Consider the following 23258-nt stretch of genomic DNA (forward strand, 5'->3'; position numbering starts at 1 on the left):
GCGTGGAGGGCCTGCGGGGTCTGGGCGGACTGCGGCGCCGATCACAACGAGGGTGGTCCGGCGCCTGCGGTCGTGCCACCGCGGCCGGGGCGGGCCGGCGGGGGCCGGCTGTCGCCGCGCCGCGTGTCCCGCGTGCGGCAGTCGGTGCCGCGCCGGTGGCCGGGCGCCGATGCCGGCGGGCGATCGGCCGCCGTCCTGCGGGACCTTGCGCATGCGGTCAGCCCTGGTTCCGCACGTGCCTCGCGGCGGGCTCGCGCGGCGGGGCCGGTGGCAGCGTGGCCGAGGCGAGCAGCGCCAGCTTCTCGGCGTCGTCGGTGCCCGCGTCGGGGTGGTAGATGCACAGCACCTGGCCCGCGGTGCCGTTCACGGTGAGCTTCTCGCGGTTGAGCCGCAGCTCGCCGACCTGCGGGTGGTCCAGCCGGATCGGCGTGGGCGTGCCCTGCCGGTCGCGCACGTCGTGCCGCGCCCACACCTGCCGGAAGCGCGGGCTGGCCAGCGAGAGTTCCCCGACCAGCTCGATGAAGCGCGGGTCGTCGGTGTCCGTGCCCACGGACTGGCGGAACCCGGCCACGACGCCGCGGGTGATCATCTCCCAGTCCGGGTAGAGGCTCTGCTCGGCCGGGTCCAGGAACACGTCCCGCAGCCGGTTGTGCCCCACCGCCAGCCGCGGCGAGAGGGCGCCGGCCAGGGGATTGGCCGCGAGGACATCCAAGTACCGCCCCTCGACGAACGCCGGCAACGGCAAGGTCGCGACCAGCTTGGCGATGCCCGGTGGCACGGTCTCCGCCCGTGGCCGCCGCCGTCGCCGCGGCTTGCCCGCGCCGAGGCTCAGCAGGTAGGCCGTCGCGTCGTCGTCGAGGCGCAGTACCCGCGCGATCGACTCGAGGACCTGCGTGGACGGGTTGCGGTCGCGGCCCTGCTCCAGGCGCAGGTAGTAGTCGGCGCTGATACCGGCGAGCATCGCGACCTCCTCCCGCCGCAGCCCCGGCACGCGCCGCACCCCCAGCACGGGCAGCCCGACCTGCTCAGGAGTGACCAGCTCGCGACGTGCGCGCAGGTAGTCGCCCAGCGGGGCTGCCTGATCCGTCATACGAGCCACGGTAGTACCCGGCGGCATGCCGCTGCCTGGTCCTGTCACCCCCACCCACCGGCGAGCGCCAGGGTGCCCACGGCCCGGCGGCCCTCATCTGATGCCCGGCCACCGGCCCTCGCCGGCGAGGTGCCGGGTCACCTCGACGATGCCGTTCCGGATCGCGATCACCGCGTCTCGCGGTTCGTAGACCTCCGTGGCGGTCCGGACGGCCACGTGCCGCCGCAGGACGGGGTCGACGATCCGGCGCACCCCCAGCTCGCGGGGGTCCCCGTGGTCCCGCAGCACCGACAACGGCAGAATCGTGCACGCCTCACCACCGGCCGCGATGCGGATCATCGTGCCCAGCGATTCCACGTCGGCCACGATCGCGGGCACCAGACCCTTCGTGGCGAACGCCCGCTCGATCAGGGCCCGCAGGTTGCTGCGGCCGCCCGGCGTCACCAACGGCACCGCGCGCAGCCCGGCCAGCGGCACCTCCTCGTCGGAATCCGGCCGCGGATCCGGCTGCCCCACCAGGTACAGCTCCTCCGAGTACAGCGGCACCTCCGCCGCCCGCGGCACGTCGTCCTCCCGGAACACCGCGGCCAGGTCCAGCCGCCCCGCCAGCAGCAGCTCGTGGATGTAGCCGCTCATCGACTCGAACAGCTGCAGGTGGATGCCCGGGTGCTCCGCCTTCGCCCACGAGAACAGCGCCGGTGCCAGCGGCGCGGCGACCGTCGTCGGCAGCCCGACCGCGACCGGGCCGTGCAGGTGGTTGCGGCTGTCGGCGACGTCGCGCGCGAGCCGGTCGAACTGGCGCACCAGCTGCTGCGCGTCGCGGTAGAGGGTGGTGCCGGCGGGTGTCGGCACCACGCCGCGCGGCCCGCGCACCAGCAGCCGCACCCCGAGCTGCGCTTCCAGCTGGGCCACGCGCTGGCTCAACGCCGGCTGCGACACGTGCAGCCGTCCGGCGGCCCTGGACAGGCTGCCGGCCTCGACGACGGCGATGAAATCCCGCAGGTGGGCGATGTCCACGGTGCTGCCTCCCGCCCGATCATCCCACCACCGCCGGTCACGCCACCCCGTCGGCCACCAGCTCGTCGATCTCGGCCGCGGTCATCCCCAGCTCGGTGAGGATCGCCCGGGTGTGCTCGCCGACATCCGGCACCGCGTCCATCCTGGGCTCGCCGGTGGTCAACCCCGGCAGGGCCCACGAGCGGACCGGACCGGCCGGCGTCCCCACCTCGTGCCAGCGGCCGCGTGCGGCGAGCTGCGGGTGGTCCCAGACGTCGGCGAGCTCGTTGACCCGGGCGTTGGCGACCGGGATCGCGGTGAGCAGCTCGATCGCCTCCGCGCTGGGCAGCTCGGCGAACCGCCCCGCGATGATCTTCCCCAGGGCCTCGCGGTGGGCGTTGCGGTCGGCGTTGGTGGCGTAGTCCGGGTGCCCGGCCAGCTCGGGCCGCTCCAGGAACCGCTCGCAGAACAGGGCCCATTCGCGTTCGTTCTGGATCGCCATCATCACGACCTTGCCGTCGCCCGCGGTGAACGGTCCGTACGGGTAGATCGTCGCGTGCGCGGCGCCGGCCCGCGGCGGCGGTTGCGCGCCATCGTAGGCGTAGTACATCGGGAAGCCCATCCACTCCACAGTGGCCTCGAGCATCGACACGTCGATGTGCGTGCCGGCACCGGTCCGCCCGCGCTCCAGGAGCGCGGCGAGGATCGAGGTGTAGGCGTACATGCCCGCCGCGATGTCGGACACGGAGATGCCCACCTTGGCCATCTCCCCGGCCGTGCCGGTGACCGACAGCAGCCCGGCCTCGCTCTGCACCATCAGGTCGTAGGCCTTGCGCGACTCGTACGGGCCGGGGGAGCCGTAGCCGGAGATGTCGCACACGATCAGGCGTGGGTTGTCCGCCCGCAGCCGCCCGGCGCCCAGCCCCGCGCGGTCCGCCGCGCCCGGTGCGAGGTTCTGGATGAACACGTCCGCGCCGTCGATCAGCCGCCGCAGCACCGTCATGCCGCGCGGGTCCTTGATGTCGAGGGTGAGGGACTCCTTGTTGCGGTTCACCCACACGAAGTGCGAGCTGAGACCGTGCACGCGCGAGTCGTAGGCGCGGGCGAAGTCGCCGGCGCCCGGACGCTCCACTTTGATCACCCGCGCGCCCAGGTCGGCGAGGTGCCGGCTGGCGTAGGGAGCGGCGATGGCCTGCTCGAGGGAAACGACGGTCACTCCGCGCAGAGGTCGCATGTCCGGCTCTTTCGCTGTCACACCACGGAAACCAGGCCCATGACCAGCACCAGCGACACCAGCGACGCCAGGGAGGTCACGAACGTGAGCGCCTTCAACGCTCCCCGGGTGGTGACCCCGAGCAGCGTCTGGAACATCCAGAAGAAGTTGCTGTTCAGCTGCAGCGCGAACAACGCGCCGGAGCCGATGGCCAGGGCGAGCACCTCCGGCGGGATGCCGAGACCGCCCATGATCGGTGCCAGGATACCGGCCGCGGCGATCCCGGCCACCGCGATCGAACCGATCGCGAAGTGCAGGACCGCCGCGACCAGCCAGACGAGCAGGACGGTCAGCACGGCGTGCACGCCCGCGTCGGCGGAGAACAGCCCGGACAGCACGTCGTCGAGGTCGGTCTCGCCGATCACCGCGCCCAGCGAGCCGCCGACGCCGGTGACCAGCAGGATCTGGCCGGTGGAGCCGAACCCCGACGTCATCGTCTCGGCGACCCGCTCGCGGCCCAGTGACCGGCGCGCCAGGGCATACGCGCCGACGAGGCCGGCGAACAGCGCGAACACCGGGTCGCCGACGAACGCGAGCACGTCCGACTTCACTCCCGCCGCCTCGGTGATCGCACCGGTGGCGATCAGCACCAGCGGGACCACGATCGGCAGCAGCGACACCGACAGCCGCGGCTGCGCGTTTGGTTCCGCGCCGGTCTGTCCGGCCGGCTCGGCGGGCGGGTCGCTTTCGTCCTTGTCCGCGTTCCAGAACCCGCGCTTGAGGAGCCTGCGGTAGACAAGCATGGTCAGCAGTGCGGTCACCGGCGCGATCACGAAGCCGTACAGCAGCATCGTGCCCAGCGGGACGTGCAGCAGCCCCGCGATCGCCACGGTGCCCAGGCCCGGCACGACGAAGACGTAGCCGACCAGGATGCCGGTGGTCAGCGCGCCGCCCATCGTCGCCAGGCCGTTGCGCCCCAGGTGCGGGGCGGCCGAGCGGGCCAGCGGCGCGGCCAGCACCAGCTGGACGTCGACGTAGATCGACGGGAAGATCGTGCTCAGCGCGACGGCGAGCGCGTAGGGGAGCTTGCCCGGTCCGAGGGTGCGCAACAGCTTCTCGACCACGCTGTGCAGTGCGCCCATCGCGTGCAGCAGCGAGCCCAGCAGCACGCCGAAGCCGATGAGCAGGCCCACTTCGGTCATGATGTCGCCGAACCCCTGGGCGATCGTCGTGATGGTCTTGGCGAAACCGAGCCCGGACGCGAGCCCCAGGTAGAGCGACCCTGCCACGAGTGCGATCACCGGGTCGACCCGGAGCGCCAGGATCAGCACGATCACCACGGCGATGGCGATCGCCGCATGCAAGACGACCACGGTGCGCCACGTCCTCTCGCCGGCCACGGTGCGGGTGCCGGTGATCGAAACACAGCCCGGCCAGGGCCGGTAGACGGCGCGCGTGAAGATCGGTATAAGGACGGCTTATAGGTGGAGGCTCCGCCGTGGTGCACCGCACTCAGTGCGCCCCCGGCTCCACGGCCTCGCCGTCACGGGCGGCCCGGAAACCGGTCAGGAATCGAGAAGCCCCCGGTACCCGCACCGCCCTACCGTTCCTGACATGACATCGATCGACACCATCACCCTCGAGGTGGCCGACCCCGCGGCCGCCGAACGCTTCTACACCACCGCCTTCGGGCTCGGCGACCAGCTGCGGCTGCGGGCCTCGCAGGAACCGACGTCCGGTTTCCGCGGGTTCACGCTGTCGCTGATGGTGTCCCAGCCCGCCGACGTGGACGCACTGGCCGGCGCCGCCGTCGAGGCCGGGGCCACCGTCCTCAAGCCCGTCGCCAAGTCGATGTGGGGATACGGCGGGGTCGTCCAGGCGCCGGACGGGACGATCTGGAAGGTCGCGACGTCGGCGAAGAAGAACACCGGACCCGCCACCCGCCGCATCGACGGGATCGTGCTCCTGCTCGGCGTCGCCGACGTGGCCGCCAGCAAGAAGTTCTACCTCGAGCGGGGCCTGGCCGTGGGCAAGAGCTTCGGCCGCGTGTACGTGGAGTTCGCCGCCGACGGCCCGGTCAAACTCGCGCTGTACCGGCGCCGCGCCCTGGCCAAGGACGCCGGGGTGCCGGTCGAGGGCACCGGCTCGCACCGGATCGCGATCGGCGGCGGCGCCGGGACGTTCACCGATCCGGACGGTTTCGCCTGGGAAGCCGCGTCCGTGGCGGCCCGGTCCTGATGTGCCTGCACCACCCGCCCGCCGACGCCCACCGATCCGAGGAGAGTCCCATGACCAGCAGCTACCAGGGTTTCACGGCCGAAGAGCGGGCCGCGATGAAGGAACACGCCCAGGAGGTCAAGAAAGCGGCCCGGCGCGCGGCGCAAGCGGACAAGGCGGCCGAGGCGGAGCGTGACGTTCTGGCGAAGATCGCCGCGATGACCGGCGCCGACCGGGTCCTCGCCGAGCGCGTCCACGAGATCGTGACGGCGAACGCCCCGGCGCTCGCGCCGAAGCTCTACTACGGCATGCCCGCCTACGCTTCGGACGGCAAGGTGGTCTGTTTCTTCCAGCCCGCCGCGAAGTTCAAGGCCCGCTACGCGACACTGGGGTTCAGCGACGAGGCGAACCTCGACGACGGCGCGATGTTCCCGACGTACTTCGCCCTGAAGGAGATCACGCCGGATGTCGCCGAGCGCATCGCCCTGCTCGTCAAGCAGGCGGCGAGCTGACACCGGGGTGATCAGGGGATGCCGTCCGCCGGCTGAGCGTTCGTGCCGTCGCCGTCACCGCGGTCACGACGGCGGTGTCGGGCGGCAGGTCCGGGTCGAGGAGCTTCAGCGCGCCGAGTCAGGTGGCGCACCCAGCCGGCCCGGACGCGGACCGCGTCGGCAGGGTGCGGGAACTGTCCATCGCGATCTGCTCGAGCTGGTACCGCATCCGCGGGTTCGCGAAGCGGGCCAGCAGCGCGGCGCCGTAGGCGTCCACATCGGACGGCGGGAGCGAGTGGTGCCGGGCCGCCTCCTGCCACCACTCGCGCAGCCCCTCCCTCCACCACACGCGCCCGGCGTGTCGGTGGTCAACGTCGACAACGGCTACGGCGCGGGGCACCTGGCCGCGCAGATCGCCGCGCCGCACTGAATCCCGGGCCCGCGGCGCTACGTGCCGCTGCGCAGTGTCTCCGACGGCAGCACGCCGAAGCGGGTCCGGTACTGCTGCGCGAAGCGGCTCAGGTGGAAAAACCCCCACTTCGTCGCGACGTCCGTGACGTTCACGCCCGGCCCGCCGACCACCAGCTCCTCGCGCACCCGGTCCAGCCGCGCGGCGCGCAGGTAGGCGCCCGGCGACGTGCCCACCAGCTCGCGGAACCCGCGCTGCAGCCCGCGCGCCGTGGTGCCCACCGCCTCGGCCAGCTCGGCCACCGTCAGGTTCCGCTCCGGGTGCGCCTGGATCAGGTCCAGCGCCGCCCGCACGGCGGTGCGCGCCGCGGGCGGGTGCGGTGCCCGCATCAGGTCGCTGAACTCGTTCGGGATGGTCAGCAGCAACTGGGTCATCACCGCCGACTCGAGCTGGTCCCGCGCCATCGGCATGGTCGCGATCCCGCCCGGGCGCTCCAGTTCCGTGCGCAGGAAGTGGACCGACGCCAGCAACGCCTGCCCCGCGGGGCCGGACAGGTCGAACCCGAGGTCGAACCGGACGGGCCGGTCGATCTCGCGGTTCAGCAGGCGCGACAGGTGCGTCTCCAGGGACCGGCGCGGCAGTTTCAGCGCGTACTGCACGGCCTCCGGGCTCCACCGCACGACGAACGGGTCGGCCGGCGCGAAGATCACGCCGCTGCCGCGCGCGTTCGTCGCGGCCTTGCGGCCGCCCTGCTCGACCATCGTGCGGCCGTGCAAGGTCAGGTTCACGTGGTAGCAGCCGACCATCGGCGGGACGAACAGCTCCGCGTCCGCGCCGTACACGCAGTGCCCCACGGTGAACCGCTCGGAGGTGAGGTAGCGCAGCCGGAAGTTCAGCGGCTTGCCGCCGAGGGTGGTCAGGTCGTGCGGGATGTAGATGCGGGTGACGATGTCGCGGGCCTGCTCCAGATCTCGCGTCGCGAAGGGACGCCGGTCCGCCACGCTGCTGTCTCGCCCCATTGCGATCCTCCTGGACACGTGCGGCGTCCAGCGTAGCGGCCGATGACCTGGATCACTATCCCCGTCGCGACCGGACTATCCGGAATGCGTCCGGCGCCCGTCCCGCGCGGATAGCGCGGCACCGGCCCGGCCGGTAGCGTCCCGGACCGATCCCTCGACAGGCAGGTCAGCGATGCGCACGAGCGAACCCTTGTCGCGACTCCGGGCCATGCACACCACCGACCCGGAGGAGGCGTGGCGCACCGTCAGCGCCGTCTTCGTCCCGCACGAGGTCACTGTGGACGGAGCACTCGACGCCCGGCTCAACGTGGCGCGCAGCGACCGCGTCACCTTCGGGTACCTGACCTACGGCGCGGAAACCACGCTCGAGGTCCCGCCGCTGACCGACTGCTACCACCTCAACCTCACGCTGACCGGGCGCACCCGGGTCCGGCACGGGCGGGACGAGACCGCGACGCACGGTGCGGTGGGAGCGATGTTCTCGCCGTTCGAGCCGAGCACGGTCACCTGGTCCGCGGACGCGGCGCAGTTCGCGATCAAGCTGCCCCGCACGCACCTGGAGGCGCACCTGTCGGCCCTGTTGCACGACGTGGTGCCCCGGCCGCCGCGGTTCGCGGTGCGCGTCGGGCTGCGCGGCCCCGCCGGACGCGGCCTGCTGGCGGCAGCGAAGTTCTTCGCCCAGCAGGCCGGTGCGCAGACGTGCGTGCCGGAGCTGCAGCGCGAGCAGTGGGAGTCCTTCCTGCTCACCCAGGTCCTGCTCGGCGTGCCCAACACCTACAGCCGCGCGCTGCGGACGATCGGGGGATCGGCGGGCCGGTACGCCGTGGAACAGGCCATCGACTACATCGAAGCGCACCCCGGCCGCCCGCTCGGCGGCGCGGTCCTGGCGTCGGTGGCCGGAACCAGCGCCGCCGCCCTGCGCCGGGCCTTTCTCCGGGAGGTGGGGATGACGCCCGCCGAATACGTCCGGCGGGCCAGGGCCGCCCGGCCGCCGCGCGGGTTTTGACCATCCACCAAGACGGCGGGCCGGTCTCTTTGGTCTTCGCACGAAGACACCGCACCCCGCGCACGGGCAGGATTTCCGCATGCCGAGTGAGGAGAACCCGATGCCGGACGTCCGCGCACTGGTGGTCGACGAGCCCAGCGGGCCCGACGCGCTGCGGATCGGCTCGCTCACCCTGACGCCCGCGCCGGACGCCGTCGTCGTCGACGTGCACACCGCGGGTGTCACCTTCCCCGACCTGCTCCTCACCCAGGGCCGGTACCAGGTCAGGCCCGAACCCCCGTTCACGCCCGGACTGGAGGTCGCCGGCGTCGTGCGCTCGGCGCCCGCCGACTCCGGCATCGCGCCGGGCGACCGGGTCATCGCGTTCACCGGCCACGGCGGTGGCTGGGCGGAAACGGTGGCGGTGCCGCCGCACCACGTCGTTGCCGTCCCGGACGCCCTCGGCTTCGACGCGGCCGTGGGCCTGATGGTCAACTACCAGACCGCCTACTTCGGACTCGTCGAACGCGGCCGCCTTCGCGCGGGCGAGACGGTGCTGGTGCACGGAGCCGCCGGGGGTGTCGGCACCGCGGCGGTGCAGATCGCGGCCGGGCTCGGTGCCCGCGTCGTCGCGGTCGTCAGCGACGAGGGCAAGGCGGCGGTCGCGCGGGCGGCCGGGGCCCACGAGGTGGTCCTCGTCCGGGATTGGACCGAGCAGGCCGGCGGGGTCGACGTCGTGTACGACCCGGTCGGCGGTGACCGTTTCGACGCCAGCCTGCGCCTGATCCGGCCCGGCGGCCGCATCCTCGTCATCGGGTTCGCCGACGGGCGCATCCCGCGCATCGCCGCGAACCGGTTGCTGCTGCGCAACATCGACGCCGTGGGTGTCGCATGGGGACACTACCTGCCGCACGACCCGGGCCTGATCCGGCGCGTCGGCGCGAAGCTGAACGACCTCGTCGCCGCGGGTCACGTCCGGCCGGTCGTCGGCGCGTGCTACGCGTTCGACGACGGCGCGCAGGCGCTGAAGGACCTGCAGGCGCGCAAAACCGTCGGCAAGAGCGTGCTCACGCTGCGCTAGCCGTCCCATCGATTCGGAGGTGCCATGTCCGGACCCCTGCGAGGTGTGCGGGTCGTCGAGCTCGGCGGGATCGGTCCCGCGCCGTTCGCCGCGATGATGCTGTCCGACCTCGGTGCCGAGGTCGTGCGCATCGACCGGCCCGCCGGCGGTGAACCCGGGGAGCACCAGCGGCACGAGCTGGACCTGCTGCTGCGCGGGCGCCGGTCGATCGCACTCGACCTCAAGGCGTCCCGCGGCCGGGACACGCTCCTGCGCCTGCTCGACCGGGCCGACGTGCTGCTCGACCCGTTCCGCCCCGGCGTGACCGAACGCCTCGGGCTGGGACCCGGACCGGTGCTCGAGCGCAACCCCCGCCTGGTCTACGGGCGCATGACCGGGTGGGGCCAGACCGGCCCGCTGGCCACCGCGGCCGGGCACGACCTCAACTACGTCGCGCTGGCCGGCCCGCTCGCGGCGATGGGGCGCCGCGGCACGCCACCGCCGCCCGCGCTGAACCTCGTCGGTGACTTCGGCGGCGGCGGCATGGTCCTGGTCGCCGGGGTGCTGGCCGCCCTGCTGGAGCGGACCGGGTCGAACCGGGGCCAGGTGATCGACGCGGCGATGATCGACGGCACTGCGGCGTTGTTCACCAGCATCGTCGGGTTCATGAACATGGGCGCGTGGAGCACGGCCCGTGAGGACAACTTCCTCGACGGGGGAGCGCCCTACTACGACTCCTACGCGACGGCCGACGGCCGCTACGTCACCATCGCCGCCCTCGAGCCGCAGTTCTACGCCCTGCTCCTGGACCGGCTGGGCCTCGATCCGGCCGAGTGGCCGCAGGACGACCGGTCCCGCTGGCCCGCCCTGCGCGCCCGGCTCACCGCGATCTTCGCCGCCGGAACCCGCGACCACTGGGTCGAGCGGCTCGAAGGCTCCGACGCCTGCTTCGCGCCGGTCCTCACCGTCGACGAGGCGATGGACCACCCGCACGTGAAGGCCCGCGGGACCTACGTGACCGAGTACGGCATGCGGCAGCCGGCACCGGTCCCGCGTTTCGACCGCACCCCCGGCTCGATCCAGTCGCCGCCGTGTTCGCCCGGCGAGCACACCCGGGCCGCGCTGGCCGACTGGGGCGTGCCCGGACCGGAGATCGCCGAACTGCTCGAACTCGGCGTCGCGGTCGACCGTCCCCGGGTCGGTTCCGCGTGAGCGAGGGCGAAGCGGCCACCCCGAACCGAGGAGGAGTACACATGGGACAGTCCGAGTGGGAACGCGTCCTGGGCACGCTCGCCCAGGACCCGGAGCGGGGGTTCAACCTCGCCCACGAGTGCTGCGGGCGCTGGGCGGGTGACCGCGACCGCCTCGCGCTGGTCACCCGCCACCCGGACGGCAGCGCGCAGCGGCACACCTACCGCGAGCTCTTCCGCCTGGCGAACCGGGCGGCCGACGCGTTCGCCGCCGCCGGACTGGGACGCGGTGCGAAGGTCGGCGTGATCCTCACCCGCCAGGTCGAGGCGTGGATCGCCGCGCTGGGCACGTGGCACGCCGGCCTGGTCTACGTCCCGCTGTTCTGCGGCTTCGGTCACGACGCGGTCGCGCAGCGGCTCAACGCGGCCGGGGTCGACGCCGTCGTCGTCGACCACCGGTGGCGGGCCGTCCTGGAGGCGGCCCGTCCGCTGCTGCGGCGCGACATCCAGGTGTTCACCGTGACCGGCGCCGACGGGGACGGACTGCTCGACGGCGACCGCGACTTCGCCGCCGAGCTCGAAGCCGGTCACCCGGTGACGGCGATGGCCGCCACCGCCGCCGACGACACCGCGGTCGTCATGTTCACCAGCGGCACCAGCAGCGAACCCAAGGGCTGCGTCATCCCGCACGCCGGGGTGATCGCGCTGCTGCCGTGGCTCGACCACAGCGTCACCGCCGGCCCGGACGACGTCGTGTTCACCACCACCGATCCCGGGTGGTCGTTCGGCCTGCTGTCCACCGGCGCGGCCCCGATGGTCCGCGGCGCCACCCGGGTCATGTACACCGGTGACTTCGACCCCGGTGCCTGGCTGGACGTGATCGAGCAGGAGGGCGTCACGTGCCTGACCTCGGTCCCCACCGCCTACCGCCGCCTGGTCACCGCCGGCCGCGACATCCCGGCCTCGCTCCGCTGCGCCGTCAGCGCGGGCGAACCGCTGGACGCCGCCACCGCCGACCGGTGGCGGCGGCTGACGGAGGCGCCCCTGCGCGACGGCTACGGGCAGACCGAGCTCGGGATGGTCCTCGCCGACCTCGCCTCCGCCGAGAGCGACCCGGTTCCCGGCTCGCTCTCCGGCGCCGTCCCCGGCTGGGAGGCGCGCCTGCTGGGCGAGGACGGGGAGTTCATCGACGGCCCGGGGCGGGGTGAGGTCGTCTTCCGGCGCCCGCCCTACCAGCTCTCCAGCGACTACGCCAACGCCCACGAACTGTGGGAGTCCCGCGTCGTGCACGGGGAGTGGTTCCGCACCATGGACATCGTCCGGCGGGACGAGGACGGCCGGTGGTGGTTCGTCGGCCGCAACGACGATGTCATCGTCACGGCCGGGTACAACGTCGGCCCCGGCGAGATCGAGGCGGTGCTCGGGTCGCACCCGGCGGTCCTCGAGGCGGCGGCGGTGGCGGCGCCGGACCCGCAGCGGGGATCGGTGGTGCGCGCCGTGATCGTCCTGGCCGACGGGGTCACGCCGTCGGCGGCTCTCACCGCGGACCTGCAGGACCTGGTGCGCCGGGAGATCGGACGGCACGCCTACCCGCGCGTGGTCGACTACGTGCCCGAACTCCCCAAGACCGTGACCGGCAAGATCCGCCGCGCCTCGCTGCGGGAGCCTCTGGTGGAGGCCGGGTAGCTCAGGGGGTGCGGGTGGCGGCGAGCACCAGGTGCGCGGCCAGCCTGGCGTCCGGATCGGCGAGATCCAGCGGCGCCAGGTCGGCCAGCCGGGACAGCCGGTAGCGCAGCGAGTTCGCGTGGATGTGCAGCGCCGCCGCGGCCCGCCGGACGTCGCCGAACTCGTCGAGGTACACCCGCAGGGTCCGGCGGTAGTCGGTGCCGTGCCGGCGGTCGTGTGCGCTGAGCCCGTCCAGCAGGCCGTCCACCAGAACGGGGCGGGTGCGCAGGAACGCGACCACCTCGTGCACCAGGATCTCGTGCCGGAGGGCGCCGAAACACCCGGCCCGCCGGTCGCCGGCCTGGAGGAGCCGCAACGTCAGGTCGGCCTCCTCGCGCGACCGCGTCGCGGACGCGAGCCCGCGCACGACCGACCCGGCGGCCACCCGCACGTCCGGCCCGAGGTCCGCCTCGGTCTCCCGCACCACCTGGGCGGCCGTCACCTCGGACAGGTCCGGGGCCACGTGCAGCAGGTAGGTGCGGCGGCCGACGGCACCGGCGAGCCAGGTGTGCGGCTTCAGCCGCGCGTACCGGGACAGGGCGCGGACGAGGCCGGGCGGTTCCGCGCCCCCGAACGCCAGCACCACGGCGCAGGCGTTGTCGCCCTCCACCTCGAGCGCGTCCGCCAGCTCCGCCGCGGACAACTGCCCGTCCAGGAACCCGCGCAGCAGCCGCTCACCGGTGACGCGGCCGCGCCGGGCGAGTTCGGGCGCCAGCGCGCCCGCGAAATCCCGGGCCAGGCGCTCCACCTCCGGCGCCGGCTCGCGCTCGCCGCTCAACAGCCACAGGTAACCCACCACCTGATCGTCCGCGCGAACCGGCCGGACGAAGCGGTGCAGCGGCGACGGCCACGGCGGGTCCAGCCGGACCAGCCGGTCGTCGCGCTGCAGGCGGTCGCGGATCCCGGAGTCGGCCATCCACCGCACCCAGCGGTCCGGGGTACGCCGGTTCAGGATCGCCGACCGCCGCGCCTCGTCGCCGGGCTGCCCGGGCACCGCGGAGTAGGCGAGGACGCGGAAATCGACGTCCTCGACCACCACCGGTCCGCCGAGCAGCCGGGCCGCGGTGTCGGCTACCTCGAACAGGTCCTCGGCGTACCCGGGCGCCGCCGCCAGGGCGCTCAACCGCCGACCTTGCGATCGCCGTCGGCCCAGTAGCGGTCCCGCAGCTGCCGTCGCATGATCTTGCCCGAGCCCGTCTTCGGCAGCTCGGACACGAACTCCACCGACCGGGGTTTCTTGTAGCCGGCCAGGTTCGCCGCGCAGACCGCCACCACGTCGTCGGCGGACAACTCGTACCCCTCCCGCACCACGACCACGGCCTTGAGCGCCTCGCCCCACACCGGATCGGGAACGCCGACGACCGCGACCTCGGACACCGCGGGCAGCGTGGACACGACGTTCTCGACCTCCGTCGGGTAGACGTTGAACCCGCCGGTGACCACCATGTCCTTCTTGCGGTCCACTATGTACAGATAGCCGTCGTCGTCGAACCGGCCGAGGTCGCCGGTGCTCGCCCAGCCCTCGGCGTCGATCATGTCGGTCGTCGCCGACGGCAGGTTCCAGTAGCCCATCATCGTCTGGTCGCCGCGCACGGTGATCTCGCCGATCTCGCCGTGCGGCACCTGCACACCGCGGTCGTCCACGAGCCGGACCTCGACGAACGGGCTGACGCGCCCGGCCGAGGCCAGGCGCGCCGGCACGCCGCCCGCGGGGTCGAACGCGTGGTCCCGCCGCGACAGGCAGGCGATCGGGATCGGCAGCTCGGACAGGCCGTAGAACTGGACGAACACGTCACCGAACACCTGCCGGGCGCGGGCCAGCCGCCCGGGCGCGATCGGCGAGCCGGCGTAGACGACCGTGTGCAGCGACCGGTAATTACCGGTCCGCCGCTCGGCGGCCTGCACCAGCAGGTTCAGCATCGTCGGCACCATCGGCAGGATCGTCACCCGGTGCCGCTCGACGAGTTCGAGCGTCGCCACCGCGTCGAACCTGGGGCAGGTGAAGTGGGTGGCGCCGCGGACGAAGTAGGACGGCGCGACGTACCCGCTGAGGTGGCTCAGCGGCGCGACGTGCAGCACCCGGTCGTCGTCCTCGGCCGGGGGCAGTTCGAGCAGTTCGTTGCGGACCATCGCGGCCCAGTTGGCGTGGCTGAGCGTCGCGCCCTTGGGCATGCCGGTGGTGCCGCTGGTGTAGAGGATCGCCGCCGGATCGTGGGGGAGGGGAGGCGCGTACGGCGCGGGAGGCGCTTCGCGCAACCGGTCCACCGTCGTGTCGCCCGGCCCGCCGGCCACGGCGACCACGTGCCGCAGCGCGGGCAGCCGGTCCCGCACCCCGGCCAGCTGCTCGGCCCAGCCGGGCGAGGCGAACACCACCGCGGCCGCGCAGTCGGCGAGGATGTGCACCACCTCGCGCAGGTGCAGCCGGACGCTCAGCGTGGTCCGCACGAACCCGCCGACGAACAGCGCGTGCTCGATCTCGAAGAATTCGGGGCAGTTGTCCAGCAGCAGGACACCCCGGTCGCCGCGCCGGACGCCGAGCTCGCCCAGGCCGCCGACGATGCGGTGCACCTGCTCGCCGAGCTCGCGGTAGGTGATCGTCGTGCTGCCGTCCCGGATCGCGACGCGCGAACCGTACTGGTGGTAGCCGCGCTCGTAGAGGTCCGCGACCGTGACCCGGGTGACGCGCTGCCGGTGATCCAGTCCGTCGGGGCCGATCACGCCGGCGTCCCCGGACGTGCCCTGACCCGTGCGGGTCGTTCCGCTGAGCATCGTCGCTCAACCTCCTCGCCCGATCCAGTGTTTGTACTGATCGGTCTGAAATAGGCCGTCGAATGCAGATTATGCTTGTACCGATCGGTATGAACAAGGGGAATGGAGGTCACCGTCCGGTGAAGCGGGCCTTGCCGGGGCCGTGCTCGAGGAAGGACTCCATGCCGATCGTGCGGTCCTCGGTGGCGAACAGGGCCGCGAACACCTCCGACTCGAGATCCAGGCCCGCTTCGAGGTCGCGGTCGAGGCCGCCCTCGATCGCTTCCTTGGCCGCCGCGTAGGCGCGTGCCGGACCTTCGGCGAACTGGGCCGCGTAGGCGACGGCGCGGTCGAAGACCTCCCCGGCGGGCACGACCTCGTCGACGAGTCCCATCGCCAGCGCCTCGGCCGCGCCGACGAACCGGCCGGTGTAGACGAGGTCCTTCGCCGCGGCCTCGCCCACGAGGCGCGCGAGCCGTTGCGTGCCGCCACCGCCGGGGATCACGCCGAGCAGGATCTCCGGGACGCCGAGCCGGGCGTCGTCGGCCGCGATGCGGCGGTCGGTGGCGAGGGCGATCTCGAGTCCGCCGCCCAGGGCGAAGCCGGTGATCGCGCTGACCGTCGGCTTCCGGATGTGCGCCAGTGCGCCGATGCCCGCGGAGATCCGGCGGGACTCGCTGATCATATCCGCGTGGGAGGTGGACGCCAGTTCGCGCACGTCGGCGCCGGCGGCGAAAGTCTTCGGGCCACCGTGGACCACGACGGCGCGGACGTCCTCGCGCGCCGTCACGATCGCGGCGACCTCGATCAGTTCCTCCCGCACCGCACGGTTGAGCGCGTTGACCGGCGGGCGGTCGAGGCGGACGACGCCGATCCTGTTCTCGACGGTCAGGTGGACGTGTTCCGGCATGACGGCTCCTGTCTGTATCGATCGGTACAAGCGAGAGTACGGGGCGCGTCCTGTGGCCGTTTGTGAGCTTTTGCATAGGGTCGCGTGCTGAGTGGACCGGGTGGTCCAATGACGCTCGGGAGTAGGCTGTGCGTCATGGCCGACGCTGATCTGCACTTCTACTTCGACCCCGTCTGCCCCTTCGCGTGGATGACGAGCAAGTGGGTGCGCACGGTCGCCCGGCGCAAGCGGTACGACGTGGAGTGGCGGTTCATCTCGCTGCGGCTGCTCAACGCCCACATCGACTACGACGCGCACTTCCCGCCCGAGTACGAGGCTTCGCACACCGCGGGACTGGAGTTGCTGCGGGTCGCGGCGGCGATCCGGCGGGAGCACGGCCCGGAGCCGGTCGGTGCGTTCTACCAGGTGGTCGGGGAGGAGACCTTCGAGCGTGAACCGGTGCCCGGCGGCACCGCGGCCGCGGTGCATCGCGGCACGCGCACCCTGGCCACCGAGGCGCTGGTCCGGTGCGGGCTGCCGGCCCACCACGTGGAGGCGCTGGAGGATCCGGCGTGGGACGCGGAGATCCAGGCGTCGACCGACCTCGCGCTCTCGCTCACCGGTAAGGACGTCGGCACGCCGATCCTGCACTTCGAGCCGCCCGCGGGCACGGCGCTGTTCGGCCCGGTGATCAGCAGGCTGCCGGGCGAGGACGAGGCCGTCGAGCTGTGGGACCACGTGGTGGCGCTGGCGCGGTTCCCCGGTTTCGCCGAGCTGAAGCGCAGCCTGCGGGAACGCCCGCAGCTCGCGGCGTTCGGGGTGCGCCCCGGGGAGACCGGCCGCCAGGAGGACTGGCACGCCGGAAGCCGGCGGCAGAAGAAGTGACCGGCGGCGCCCCGCCTCGCCGGTGACCCCGGCGCGGTGTGCGCCCATCGGTGACCCCGGCGCGGTGACTCTGCGCCGCCACCGGTGGTCTGCCCCGGCCCGGCACAGTGACCAAGGGCGGTGCTACGGCGTCCGGCTCCGGAGCCGTGAGCCACGGCCGTGGCGCGCCGGCTCCGGAGTGGCGCTGGGGCGCGGGCCGGTCTGCCCGGCCGGCTCTGCCGGCTCGGCCCGCGCAGCGGGCTCAGCCTGCGCGGTCGATCCGCCCGGCTCGGCTCGCCCAGGGGCTCAGTCTGTCCGGCCAGGTCTGCCGGCTCGGCTCGCCAGTGGGCTCAGCCTGCCCGGCCCGGCGTGCCGGGCCGGCGGGTTCGGTCGCGCGAGGACGCTGGGCGCAGCTGGGCCGCCGCGGCGCGCCGGGCCGGCCGGTCAGGAGGTGCCCGCTGCCGCGGGCTCGGCGGTCGTGCCGGCCTCGGTGGGCTACGCCTCGGTGGTCGCCCGGCTTCGGTGGTCTGTCCGGTCGATCCGCCCGGCTCGGCCCGCGCAGGGGCTCAGTCTGTCCGCCCGGCTTCGCTGGCTCGGCCCGTCCAGCGGGCTCAGCCGGGCCGGCCCAGCGTGCCGGGCAAGCTGGGTCGGTGGCGCGACGACGCCGGCCGGTCTAGGAGGTGCCCGCTGCCCCGGGCTCGGCGGCTGTGCCGGATTCGGTGGGTTGCGCCCGGTGGTTTGCCCGGCTTCGGTGGTCTGCCCGGCCTCCCCAGTCGATCCGCCCGCCTCGGCCCGCGCAGGGGCTCAGTCTGCCCGGCCGGCTCTGCCGGCCCGGCTGAGCCCACTGGGCGAGCCGAGCCGGCCCAGCGTGCCGGGCAAGCTGGGTCGGTGGTGCGGCGACGCCGGCTGGTCTAGGCGGTGCCCGCTGCCGCGGGCTCGGCGGCCGCGCCGGCTTCCGTGGGCTGCGCCGCGGTGGTGTGCCCGGCCTCGGTGGGCGCCCCGGCCTCCCCGGCCCCCCTGGCCTCCCCGGTCGATCCGCCCGCCTCGGCCCGCCCAGCCGGCCCAGCCGGCCCAGCCGACTCGGCGCGCCCAGCCGACTCGGCCGGCCCAGCCGACTCGGCCGGCCCAGCCGACTCGGCCCGCCCAGCGGGCGCAGCGGGCACAGCGGGCACAGCCGATCCGCCCGGCGCGCCGGGCCGCAGCTGGCCGTGGATCACCAGATCCGTGAGCCGGTCCGCGATGTCGTCGGGGGTGAGCGGTCCCCGTGCCGCGTCGAGCCAGACGTGGGTCCAGTTGAACATCCCCAGCACGCCCAGCACGACCACCCGGTCGGCGCCGGCGAACACGCCCTGCTGTGCGCCCTCCCGGAGGACGTCGGCGAACAGGTTCTCGTACTCGTCCCGCAGCGCGGTCAGGCGCTTCGCGCGCTTGCCCGTCAGGGCGTGCATCTCGCGGATCACGACGGTCACCTCGTCGCACCGCGCGGCGATCGTGCGCAGGTGCTCGCGCGCCAGCGCCCGCAGCTTCTCCGCCGGCGGCAGATCGCGCGCCACCACCTCCCGGCCCCGCGCGAGCGCCTCCTCGACGTGCCGTTTCGACAGGTCGTACAGCAGGTCCTCTTTGGACCCGATGTGGTAGTACAGCGCACCGCGCTGCAACCCGGCCGCCTCACCCAGCTCGGCCACCCCGGTGGCGTGGTAGCCCTTCCGCGCGAAGATCTCCGCCGCCACCCGCAGGATCCGCTCGTGGGTCGACTCGCCCGACGTGTCCCGGCGACGTGCCATGGTCCCTCCCCGCTCCAGCCAATCCGGACAAGCGTACCGATCGGTCCAGCAAACGCAACGCCACACAGAACCGCCACTCGCTGTGCCCTGGATCACTCAAGGGGGTGAAGCCTTCGCTCAACCCCACCCGAAACCATTGACGAACCGGCACCTCCGTGTACCGTTCGGTCCGACGTCGGTACTGACCGATCGATACAGGCCATCGGACAACGGAGTGACGATGAGCGGAACCCTTCTGCGGCGGCGATCCACCGGGCGCGCGGGCATCTCCCAGGAACAGATCGTCGGGGTGGTGGTCGTCGCGCTGTTCGTGGTGTTCGGCCTGACCCTCGACGGCTTCCTCCACTTGGACAACCTCGTCAACCTGGTGCGCAGCGTGTCCTCGCTGGGCATCTTCGGCGTCGCGATGGCCGTCGTGGTGATCGCCCGTGGCATGGACCTGTCGCTGATCGCCTCGATGGGCGTGTCCACCGCGGTCGCGATCCAGCTGATGCGCAGCGAGGTGAGCACGCCCGTGGCCCTCGTCGCGGGCCTGGGCATCGTGCTCGTGATGGGACTGCTCAACGGGTTCCTGATCGCCTTCGCCGAGATCCCCGCGCTGTTCGCGACGCTGGCCTCCGGCCTGCTCGTCTACGGCCTGGCCCGCACCACCGTCCTCGACGGACTGATCGCCGAACTGCCCGGCGACCGGCACTTCGTCCTCGCGCTCGGGCAGGGGACCCTGTTCGGCGTCCCGGTCCCCATCCTCGTGTTCGTGGTGACCGCGGTGCTCGCCCAGGTCATGCTGTCGCGCACGAAGGCGGGCCGGTTCATCTACGCGCACGGGGACAACGCGGGAGCCGCGGCGCTGTCCGGCATCGCCGTCCGCCCGCTCACCGTCTTCGAGTACATGGCGAGCGCGGCGATCGGGTTCGTCGGCGGGCTCGTGGTCGCCGGATCGGTGGGCGGGCTCAACACCCAGGTGATCGACAGCTCGCTGATCTACGACGTGCTGCTGGTCGTGGTCGTCGGCGGCATCAGCCTGGTCGGCGGCCGGGGCAGCGTGCTCAGCGTCGTCGTCGGCACCGCGCTGATCGGCGTGATGCTCAACGGCATGACGATCCTGAACATGAACACCCACGAGCAGGACATCGTCAAGGGTCTGATCCTGCTGGCGGCGCTCGTGCTGGACAACCGGCTGCACCCGCGCGACGAGGAGACCGTCCGCCAGGGCGACTGACACCGCACATCCCCCGAATTTCCACAAAGGACAAGGAGGTCCTGGAATGCGTAACGCCAAGACGCGGGCGCTGCGGATCGGCGCGCTCGCCGCGGCCGCCGCGCTGGCCGCGAGTGCCTGCTCGACGGGCAGCAGCGCGAACACCACCGCCGCGGGCTCGAACCAGATCCCGCCCACCGCGTCCGCGGGCGAGCTGCGCGACCACGCGCTGAACAGCCTGCAGGGCAAGACGGCCGCGTTCGTGCCGGTCGGCATGGGCACCCCGCTGATGGAGGAGTGGAACCGCCAGCTGGAGCGCGGCTTCGAGGCCGCCGGCATGCACTACGTGCTGCGCGATCCCAACTGGGACACCGCCAAGCAGGCCGAAGCGGTGCAGTCGCTGATCAACGAGAAACCGGCCGTGCTGGTGGTGCACAACTTCGACGTCCAGATCCTGGCCAAGCTCATCCAGCAGGCGCAGCAGGCGGGGATCTACGTCATCCAGATCAACATGGTCTCCAACTACAAGTCCGACGCGTTCGTCGGTGCCGACACCATCGACCTCGGCCGTCGCATCGCGACCGACATCGTTGGCCAGTGCGGGGCGAACACGCCCACCTCGCACGAAGTGCAGATCGTCCAGGGCGACGCGACCTCCGGCTTCACCCTCGACGTCATGGCCGGCGCGAAGCAGATCTTCGACCAGCACCCGGAGATCAAGGTCGTGTCCACCCAGGCGGCGAACTGGGACCGCACCAAGGCCCACGACATCACCGCGACCGTGATCCAGCAGCACCCGAACCTGTGCGCCAGCTGGGGATTCTGGGACCAGATGCAGTACGGCGCGGCGACCGCGATCAAGGAGGCCGGCAAGCTCGGCCAGGTCAAGGTGTTCACCTCCGACCACAGCAACATCGCCTGCGAAGGCGTGCGCGACGGGATGTTCTTCGAGTCCTACGGCTACTCCGTGCCCACGCAGGGCACCGACATCGTCGCCATCGCCAAGTACCTGATCCAGTCCGGTCAGGCGCCGGGCACCGCCCGCATCGCCGACTACACGCCGCTGGTCAAGATCGACAAGAGCAACTGGAACCAGCCCAACACGTGTTACGACGGCAAGAACGACGGTCTCACCGTCCGCTGATCCCACCGGCTCCTAACGAGGGAGAACCATGACGGCCACTGCGGACGTGCGGCCCGCGCCCCCGCGGCGCCGCCCACCCGAACGCAACGTCGGCGAGCGCGAGACCGTGCGCGACCGGCTGCGGCACCTTCGCCACCGCGCCTCGCCGCAGCAGTTCTTCGCGGAACTGTTCGAGAAGCGGTGGATGGAGCCCGCCATCCCGCTGGCGATCCTGGTCGCGGTGATCGTGTTCTTCTCGATCGCCGCGCCCGGGTTCGCCGGCCCGGCCAACCTGCTGTCCACCGCGGCCGAGCTCGCGGAGATCTCACTGCTGTGCCTGGGCATGGCGGTCGTGATGATCTCCGGTGGCATCGACCTGTCCGTCGGCTCGATGTTCGGCCTGTGCAACATGATCGCGATCCTGCTGATCACGGTGGCCGGGGTGCCGGTCGTGCCGGCGATCCTGCTGACGCTGGTCGCCGGGGCGGTGCTCGGCGCCACCAACGGCGTGATCGTGGCCTACCTCAAGGCGCGGCCGTTCCTCACCACCCTGGTCACCCTGATCATCTTCCGCGGCGTGCTGAACCTGCTGGACCTGCACTACTCGGCGAAGACGGCGACCGCGTTCGTCGTCGACCCGGTGTGGGACTGGTTCGGCACGGGCAAGGTCGCCGGGCTGCCGTTCAGCTTCGTCACCCTGCTCGTGGTGCTGGTCGCCGGTCACGTCGTGCTGAGCCGGTCGCGCCTGGGCTGGCACATCACCGCGGTCGGCGCGAGCCGGCGGGCCGCCCGGCACGCGGGCATCCGGGTGGAACGCGTGCTGCTGATCAGCTACGTCTTCGCCGGTGCGCTGTGCGCCCTGGCGGGCGTCTTCTACGCGGCACGGCTGAGCAGCGCCAGCGCCCGCGTCGGCGAGGGGCTCGAGCTGAACGTGCTCACCGCGGTCATCCTCGGCGGCATCAGCCTCTCCGGCGGCAAGGGCACCGTCTGGCGGGCGTTCATCGGTGCGGCCACCATCAGCCTGCTGGGCAAGGGGCTGCTGCTCATGGACGTGGGCGGCGAGGTCCTGCAGACCGTGCTCGCGGTCGTGCTGATCGTCGCGGTCGGCCTGGACACCAAGTGGGGCAAGAACCGCGGCAAGGCCATTCAGAAGACCTACGTCAACCCCACCCTGCTGGAGTACGGTCCGCTGCCCGACGTGCGGCCCGGTTCGGGCAGCCCGTACGAGATCAACGACCGGCTGCGCGACGCCGAAGCCATCGGGCTCGGCGAGGTCGAGGGCCCCGAGGACGTGATCGTGGATTCCCGGGGCCGGGTCTACTGCGGCACCCGGCAGGGCTGGATCCTGCGCTTCTCCGGACCCGGCTTCAGCGAGCGGGAGGTCTTCGCGCGCATCGGCGGTCACCCGCTCGGGATGGCCTTCGACGCCGAGGAGAACCTCATCGTGTGCGTCGGCGGCATGGGCCTGTACGCGGTGTCGCCGGACGGCAAGCACCGCAAGCTGTCCGACGAGACCAACCGCACCTGGACCCGCCTGCGCGACGACTCGCGGCTGCGCATGGCCGACGACCTGGACATCACGCCCGACGGCAAGATCTGGTTCAGCGAGGCCACCACCCGCTTCGACATGGCCGACTGGATCCTCGACGGCGTCGAGGGCCGCCCCAACGGGCGCCTGGTCTGCTACGACCCGGCCACCGGCAAGACCCGCACGGTGATCCGCGACCTGGTGTTCCCCAACGGGATCTGCAGCTGCCACGACGGCGAGTCGCTGCTGATCGCGCAGACCTGGCTGTGCCGCATCCTGCGCTACTGGCACAGCGGGCCGAACCGGGGCAGGCTCGAGATCTTCATGGACAACTTCCCCGGCTACCTGGACAACATCAACCGCGCCTCGGACGGCACGTACTGGGTGGCGATCAACGGGATGCGCTCACCCGCCTACGACCTCGCGATGCGCATGCCGACCTTCCGCCGCCGCATGATGAAACGCATCCCGCGCGACGAATGGCTCTACCCGAGCATGAACCACGGGTGCGTGGTGAAGGTGTCCGAGGACGGCGAGGTCCTGGAGACCTACTGGGATCCGGGCGGGGAGAAGCACTCCACGATCACGTCGATGCGCGAGCACGACGGCTGGCTCTACATCGGCGGACTGGAGAACAACCGGATCGGGCGCATCCGGCTCCGCGCCGGGCAGCCCGACGCCGCCACCACCGGACGGGCGGGCCGTCCCGCCACCGTCGGCTGAGGAGGA

20 protein-coding genes are annotated in these 23258 nt (G+C 72.5%); 10 read left to right on the forward strand and 10 right to left on the reverse strand.

What is annotated here, in order from left to right; all coding sequences use genetic code 11:
* Nucleotides 1-217: 217 nt before the first annotated feature.
* From FB470_RS25520 to FB470_RS25535, 4 genes are all read right to left on the reverse strand, one after another.
* Complete coding sequence (locus FB470_RS25520; RefSeq protein WP_306995538.1) at nucleotides 218-1090, reverse strand: helix-turn-helix domain-containing protein; 873 nt, start codon at nucleotides 1088-1090, stop codon at nucleotides 218-220.
* A gap of 93 nt (nucleotides 1091-1183) precedes the next feature.
* The gene (locus FB470_RS25525) at nucleotides 1184-2107 is read right to left on the reverse strand and encodes a LysR substrate-binding domain-containing protein (protein WP_306995539.1); all 924 of its coding nucleotides are present in this window, start codon (nucleotides 2105-2107) and stop codon (nucleotides 1184-1186) included.
* A 37-nt stretch (nucleotides 2108-2144) separates the two neighbouring features.
* Nucleotides 2145-3320, reverse strand: coding sequence for a CaiB/BaiF CoA transferase family protein (locus FB470_RS25530; RefSeq protein ID WP_306995540.1), 1176 nt, complete (start codon nucleotides 3318-3320; stop codon nucleotides 2145-2147).
* A 17-nt stretch (nucleotides 3321-3337) separates the two neighbouring features.
* Complete coding sequence (locus FB470_RS25535; protein ID WP_306995542.1) at nucleotides 3338-4672, reverse strand: GntP family permease; 1335 nt, start codon at nucleotides 4670-4672, stop codon at nucleotides 3338-3340.
* A gap of 241 nt (nucleotides 4673-4913) precedes the next feature.
* On the opposite strand from FB470_RS25535, the gene FB470_RS25540 reads away from it, so the two are divergent.
* Both FB470_RS25540 and FB470_RS25545 read left to right on the forward strand, forming a co-directional pair.
* Nucleotides 4914-5537, forward strand: a complete 624-nt coding sequence (locus tag FB470_RS25540) for a VOC family protein (RefSeq protein ID WP_306995544.1) — start codon at nucleotides 4914-4916, stop codon at nucleotides 5535-5537.
* A 50-nt stretch (nucleotides 5538-5587) separates the two neighbouring features.
* Nucleotides 5588-6028 (forward strand): iron chaperone, encoded by a 441-nt coding sequence (locus tag FB470_RS25545; protein ID WP_306995546.1) that lies wholly within the window; start codon nucleotides 5588-5590, stop codon nucleotides 6026-6028.
* A gap of 118 nt (nucleotides 6029-6146) precedes the next feature.
* On the opposite strand, the gene FB470_RS25550 is transcribed toward FB470_RS25545, so the two are convergent.
* Nucleotides 6147-6356, reverse strand: coding sequence for a hypothetical protein (locus FB470_RS25550; RefSeq protein ID WP_306995548.1), 210 nt, complete (start codon nucleotides 6354-6356; stop codon nucleotides 6147-6149).
* Between the two features lie 98 nt (nucleotides 6357-6454).
* The gene (locus FB470_RS25555) at nucleotides 6455-7435 is read right to left on the reverse strand and encodes an AraC family transcriptional regulator (protein WP_306995550.1); all 981 of its coding nucleotides are present in this window, start codon (nucleotides 7433-7435) and stop codon (nucleotides 6455-6457) included.
* A gap of 208 nt (nucleotides 7436-7643) precedes the next feature.
* Between FB470_RS25555 and FB470_RS25560 the strand changes: the two genes are divergently transcribed.
* The 4 genes from FB470_RS25560 to FB470_RS25575 all read left to right on the forward strand — a co-directional run bounded on the left by FB470_RS25560 (nucleotide 7644) and on the right by FB470_RS25575 (nucleotide 12356).
* Complete coding sequence (locus FB470_RS25560) at nucleotides 7644-8441, forward strand: cupin domain-containing protein (RefSeq protein ID WP_306995552.1); 798 nt, start codon at nucleotides 7644-7646, stop codon at nucleotides 8439-8441.
* 79 nt (nucleotides 8442-8520) lie between these two features.
* Nucleotides 8521-9501 (forward strand): NADPH:quinone oxidoreductase family protein, encoded by a 981-nt coding sequence (locus tag FB470_RS25565; protein WP_306995554.1) that lies wholly within the window; start codon nucleotides 8521-8523, stop codon nucleotides 9499-9501.
* Nucleotides 9502-9525: 24 nt separating this feature from the next.
* Nucleotides 9526-10692, forward strand: coding sequence for a CaiB/BaiF CoA transferase family protein (locus FB470_RS25570; RefSeq protein ID WP_306995556.1), 1167 nt, complete (start codon nucleotides 9526-9528; stop codon nucleotides 10690-10692).
* A 41-nt stretch (nucleotides 10693-10733) separates the two neighbouring features.
* A complete protein-coding gene (locus FB470_RS25575; RefSeq protein WP_306995558.1) occupies nucleotides 10734-12356 on the forward strand; it encodes an acyl-CoA synthetase in 1623 nt (540 codons plus the stop codon).
* 1 nt (nucleotide 12357) lies between these two features.
* Here FB470_RS25575 and FB470_RS25580 read toward each other — a convergent pair whose 3' ends face one another.
* The 3 genes from FB470_RS25580 to FB470_RS25590 all read right to left on the reverse strand — a co-directional run bounded on the left by FB470_RS25580 (nucleotide 12358) and on the right by FB470_RS25590 (nucleotide 16053).
* Nucleotides 12358-13518: a PucR family transcriptional regulator gene (locus FB470_RS25580; RefSeq protein WP_306995560.1), complete on the reverse strand. Its 1161-nt coding sequence runs from the start codon at nucleotides 13516-13518 to the stop codon at nucleotides 12358-12360.
* Nucleotides 13515-15164, reverse strand: a complete 1650-nt coding sequence (locus FB470_RS25585) for a class I adenylate-forming enzyme family protein (RefSeq protein ID WP_306995562.1) — start codon at nucleotides 15162-15164, stop codon at nucleotides 13515-13517. Before FB470_RS25585 ends, FB470_RS25580 begins: the two co-directional genes overlap by 4 nt.
* Nucleotides 15165-15273: 109 nt before the next feature.
* A complete protein-coding gene (locus FB470_RS25590) occupies nucleotides 15274-16053 on the reverse strand; it encodes an enoyl-CoA hydratase/isomerase family protein (RefSeq protein ID WP_306995564.1) in 780 nt (259 codons plus the stop codon).
* A 135-nt stretch (nucleotides 16054-16188) separates the two neighbouring features.
* Here FB470_RS25590 and FB470_RS25595 point away from each other — a divergent pair, with 135 nt between their 5' ends.
* Nucleotides 16189-16917, forward strand: a complete 729-nt coding sequence (locus FB470_RS25595; RefSeq protein ID WP_306995566.1) for a mycothiol-dependent nitroreductase Rv2466c family protein — start codon at nucleotides 16189-16191, stop codon at nucleotides 16915-16917.
* An 890-nt stretch (nucleotides 16918-17807) separates the two neighbouring features.
* Here FB470_RS25595 and FB470_RS25600 read toward each other — a convergent pair.
* Complete coding sequence (locus FB470_RS25600; protein WP_306995568.1) at nucleotides 17808-18680, reverse strand: TetR/AcrR family transcriptional regulator; 873 nt, start codon at nucleotides 18678-18680, stop codon at nucleotides 17808-17810.
* 220 nt (nucleotides 18681-18900) lie between these two features.
* Here FB470_RS25600 and FB470_RS25605 point away from each other — a divergent pair, with 220 nt between their 5' ends.
* The 3 genes from FB470_RS25605 to FB470_RS25615 are packed head-to-tail and all read left to right on the forward strand — an operon-like array spanning nucleotide 18901 to nucleotide 23252.
* Nucleotides 18901-19899 carry an ABC transporter permease gene (locus tag FB470_RS25605; RefSeq protein ID WP_306995569.1) on the forward strand — a complete coding sequence of 333 codons (999 nt, stop codon included), beginning with the start codon at nucleotides 18901-18903 and terminating at the stop codon, nucleotides 19897-19899.
* 46 nt (nucleotides 19900-19945) lie between these two features.
* Nucleotides 19946-21022: a sugar ABC transporter substrate-binding protein gene (locus tag FB470_RS25610; RefSeq protein ID WP_306995571.1), complete on the forward strand. Its 1077-nt coding sequence runs from the start codon at nucleotides 19946-19948 to the stop codon at nucleotides 21020-21022.
* 28 nt (nucleotides 21023-21050) lie between these two features.
* On the forward strand, nucleotides 21051-23252 hold the full coding sequence (locus FB470_RS25615; RefSeq protein ID WP_306995573.1) for an ABC transporter permease: 2202 nt from the start codon (nucleotides 21051-21053) through the stop codon (nucleotides 23250-23252).
* Nucleotides 23253-23258 lie beyond the last annotated feature (6 nt).

It is taken from the genome of Amycolatopsis thermophila, assembly GCF_030814215.1.
Lineage (GTDB): Bacteria > Actinomycetota > Actinomycetes > Mycobacteriales > Pseudonocardiaceae > Amycolatopsis_E > Amycolatopsis_E thermophila.

Bases quoted from the DNA above. Each gene is read 5' to 3' on its own strand.
- FB470_RS25520 (WP_306995538.1), bottom strand. From the start codon at position 1,090: ATGACGGATCAGGCAGCCCCGCTGGGCGACTACCTGCGCGCACGTCGC.
- FB470_RS25530 (WP_306995540.1), bottom strand. From the start codon at position 3,320: ATGCGACCTCTGCGCGGAGTGACCGTCGTTTCCCTCGAGCAGGCCATC.
- FB470_RS25540 (WP_306995544.1), top strand. From the start codon at position 4,914: ATGACATCGATCGACACCATCACCCTCGAGGTGGCCGACCCCGCGGCC.
- FB470_RS25545 (WP_306995546.1), top strand. From the start codon at position 5,588: ATGACCAGCAGCTACCAGGGTTTCACGGCCGAAGAGCGGGCCGCGATG.
- FB470_RS25555 (WP_306995550.1), bottom strand. From the start codon at position 7,435: ATGGGGCGAGACAGCAGCGTGGCGGACCGGCGTCCCTTCGCGACGCGA.
- FB470_RS25560 (WP_306995552.1), top strand. From the start codon at position 7,644: ATGCACACCACCGACCCGGAGGAGGCGTGGCGCACCGTCAGCGCCGTC.
- FB470_RS25565 (WP_306995554.1), top strand. From the start codon at position 8,521: ATGCCGAGTGAGGAGAACCCGATGCCGGACGTCCGCGCACTGGTGGTC.
- FB470_RS25570 (WP_306995556.1), top strand. From the start codon at position 9,526: ATGTCCGGACCCCTGCGAGGTGTGCGGGTCGTCGAGCTCGGCGGGATC.
- FB470_RS25575 (WP_306995558.1), top strand. From the start codon at position 10,734: ATGGGACAGTCCGAGTGGGAACGCGTCCTGGGCACGCTCGCCCAGGAC.
- FB470_RS25585 (WP_306995562.1), bottom strand. From the start codon at position 15,164: ATGCTCAGCGGAACGACCCGCACGGGTCAGGGCACGTCCGGGGACGCC.
- FB470_RS25590 (WP_306995564.1), bottom strand. From the start codon at position 16,053: ATGCCGGAACACGTCCACCTGACCGTCGAGAACAGGATCGGCGTCGTC.
- FB470_RS25595 (WP_306995566.1), top strand. From the start codon at position 16,189: ATGGCCGACGCTGATCTGCACTTCTACTTCGACCCCGTCTGCCCCTTC.
- FB470_RS25600 (WP_306995568.1), bottom strand. From the start codon at position 18,680: ATGGCACGTCGCCGGGACACGTCGGGCGAGTCGACCCACGAGCGGATC.
- FB470_RS25605 (WP_306995569.1), top strand. From the start codon at position 18,901: ATGAGCGGAACCCTTCTGCGGCGGCGATCCACCGGGCGCGCGGGCATC.
- FB470_RS25610 (WP_306995571.1), top strand. From the start codon at position 19,946: ATGCGTAACGCCAAGACGCGGGCGCTGCGGATCGGCGCGCTCGCCGCG.
- FB470_RS25615 (WP_306995573.1), top strand. From the start codon at position 21,051: ATGACGGCCACTGCGGACGTGCGGCCCGCGCCCCCGCGGCGCCGCCCA.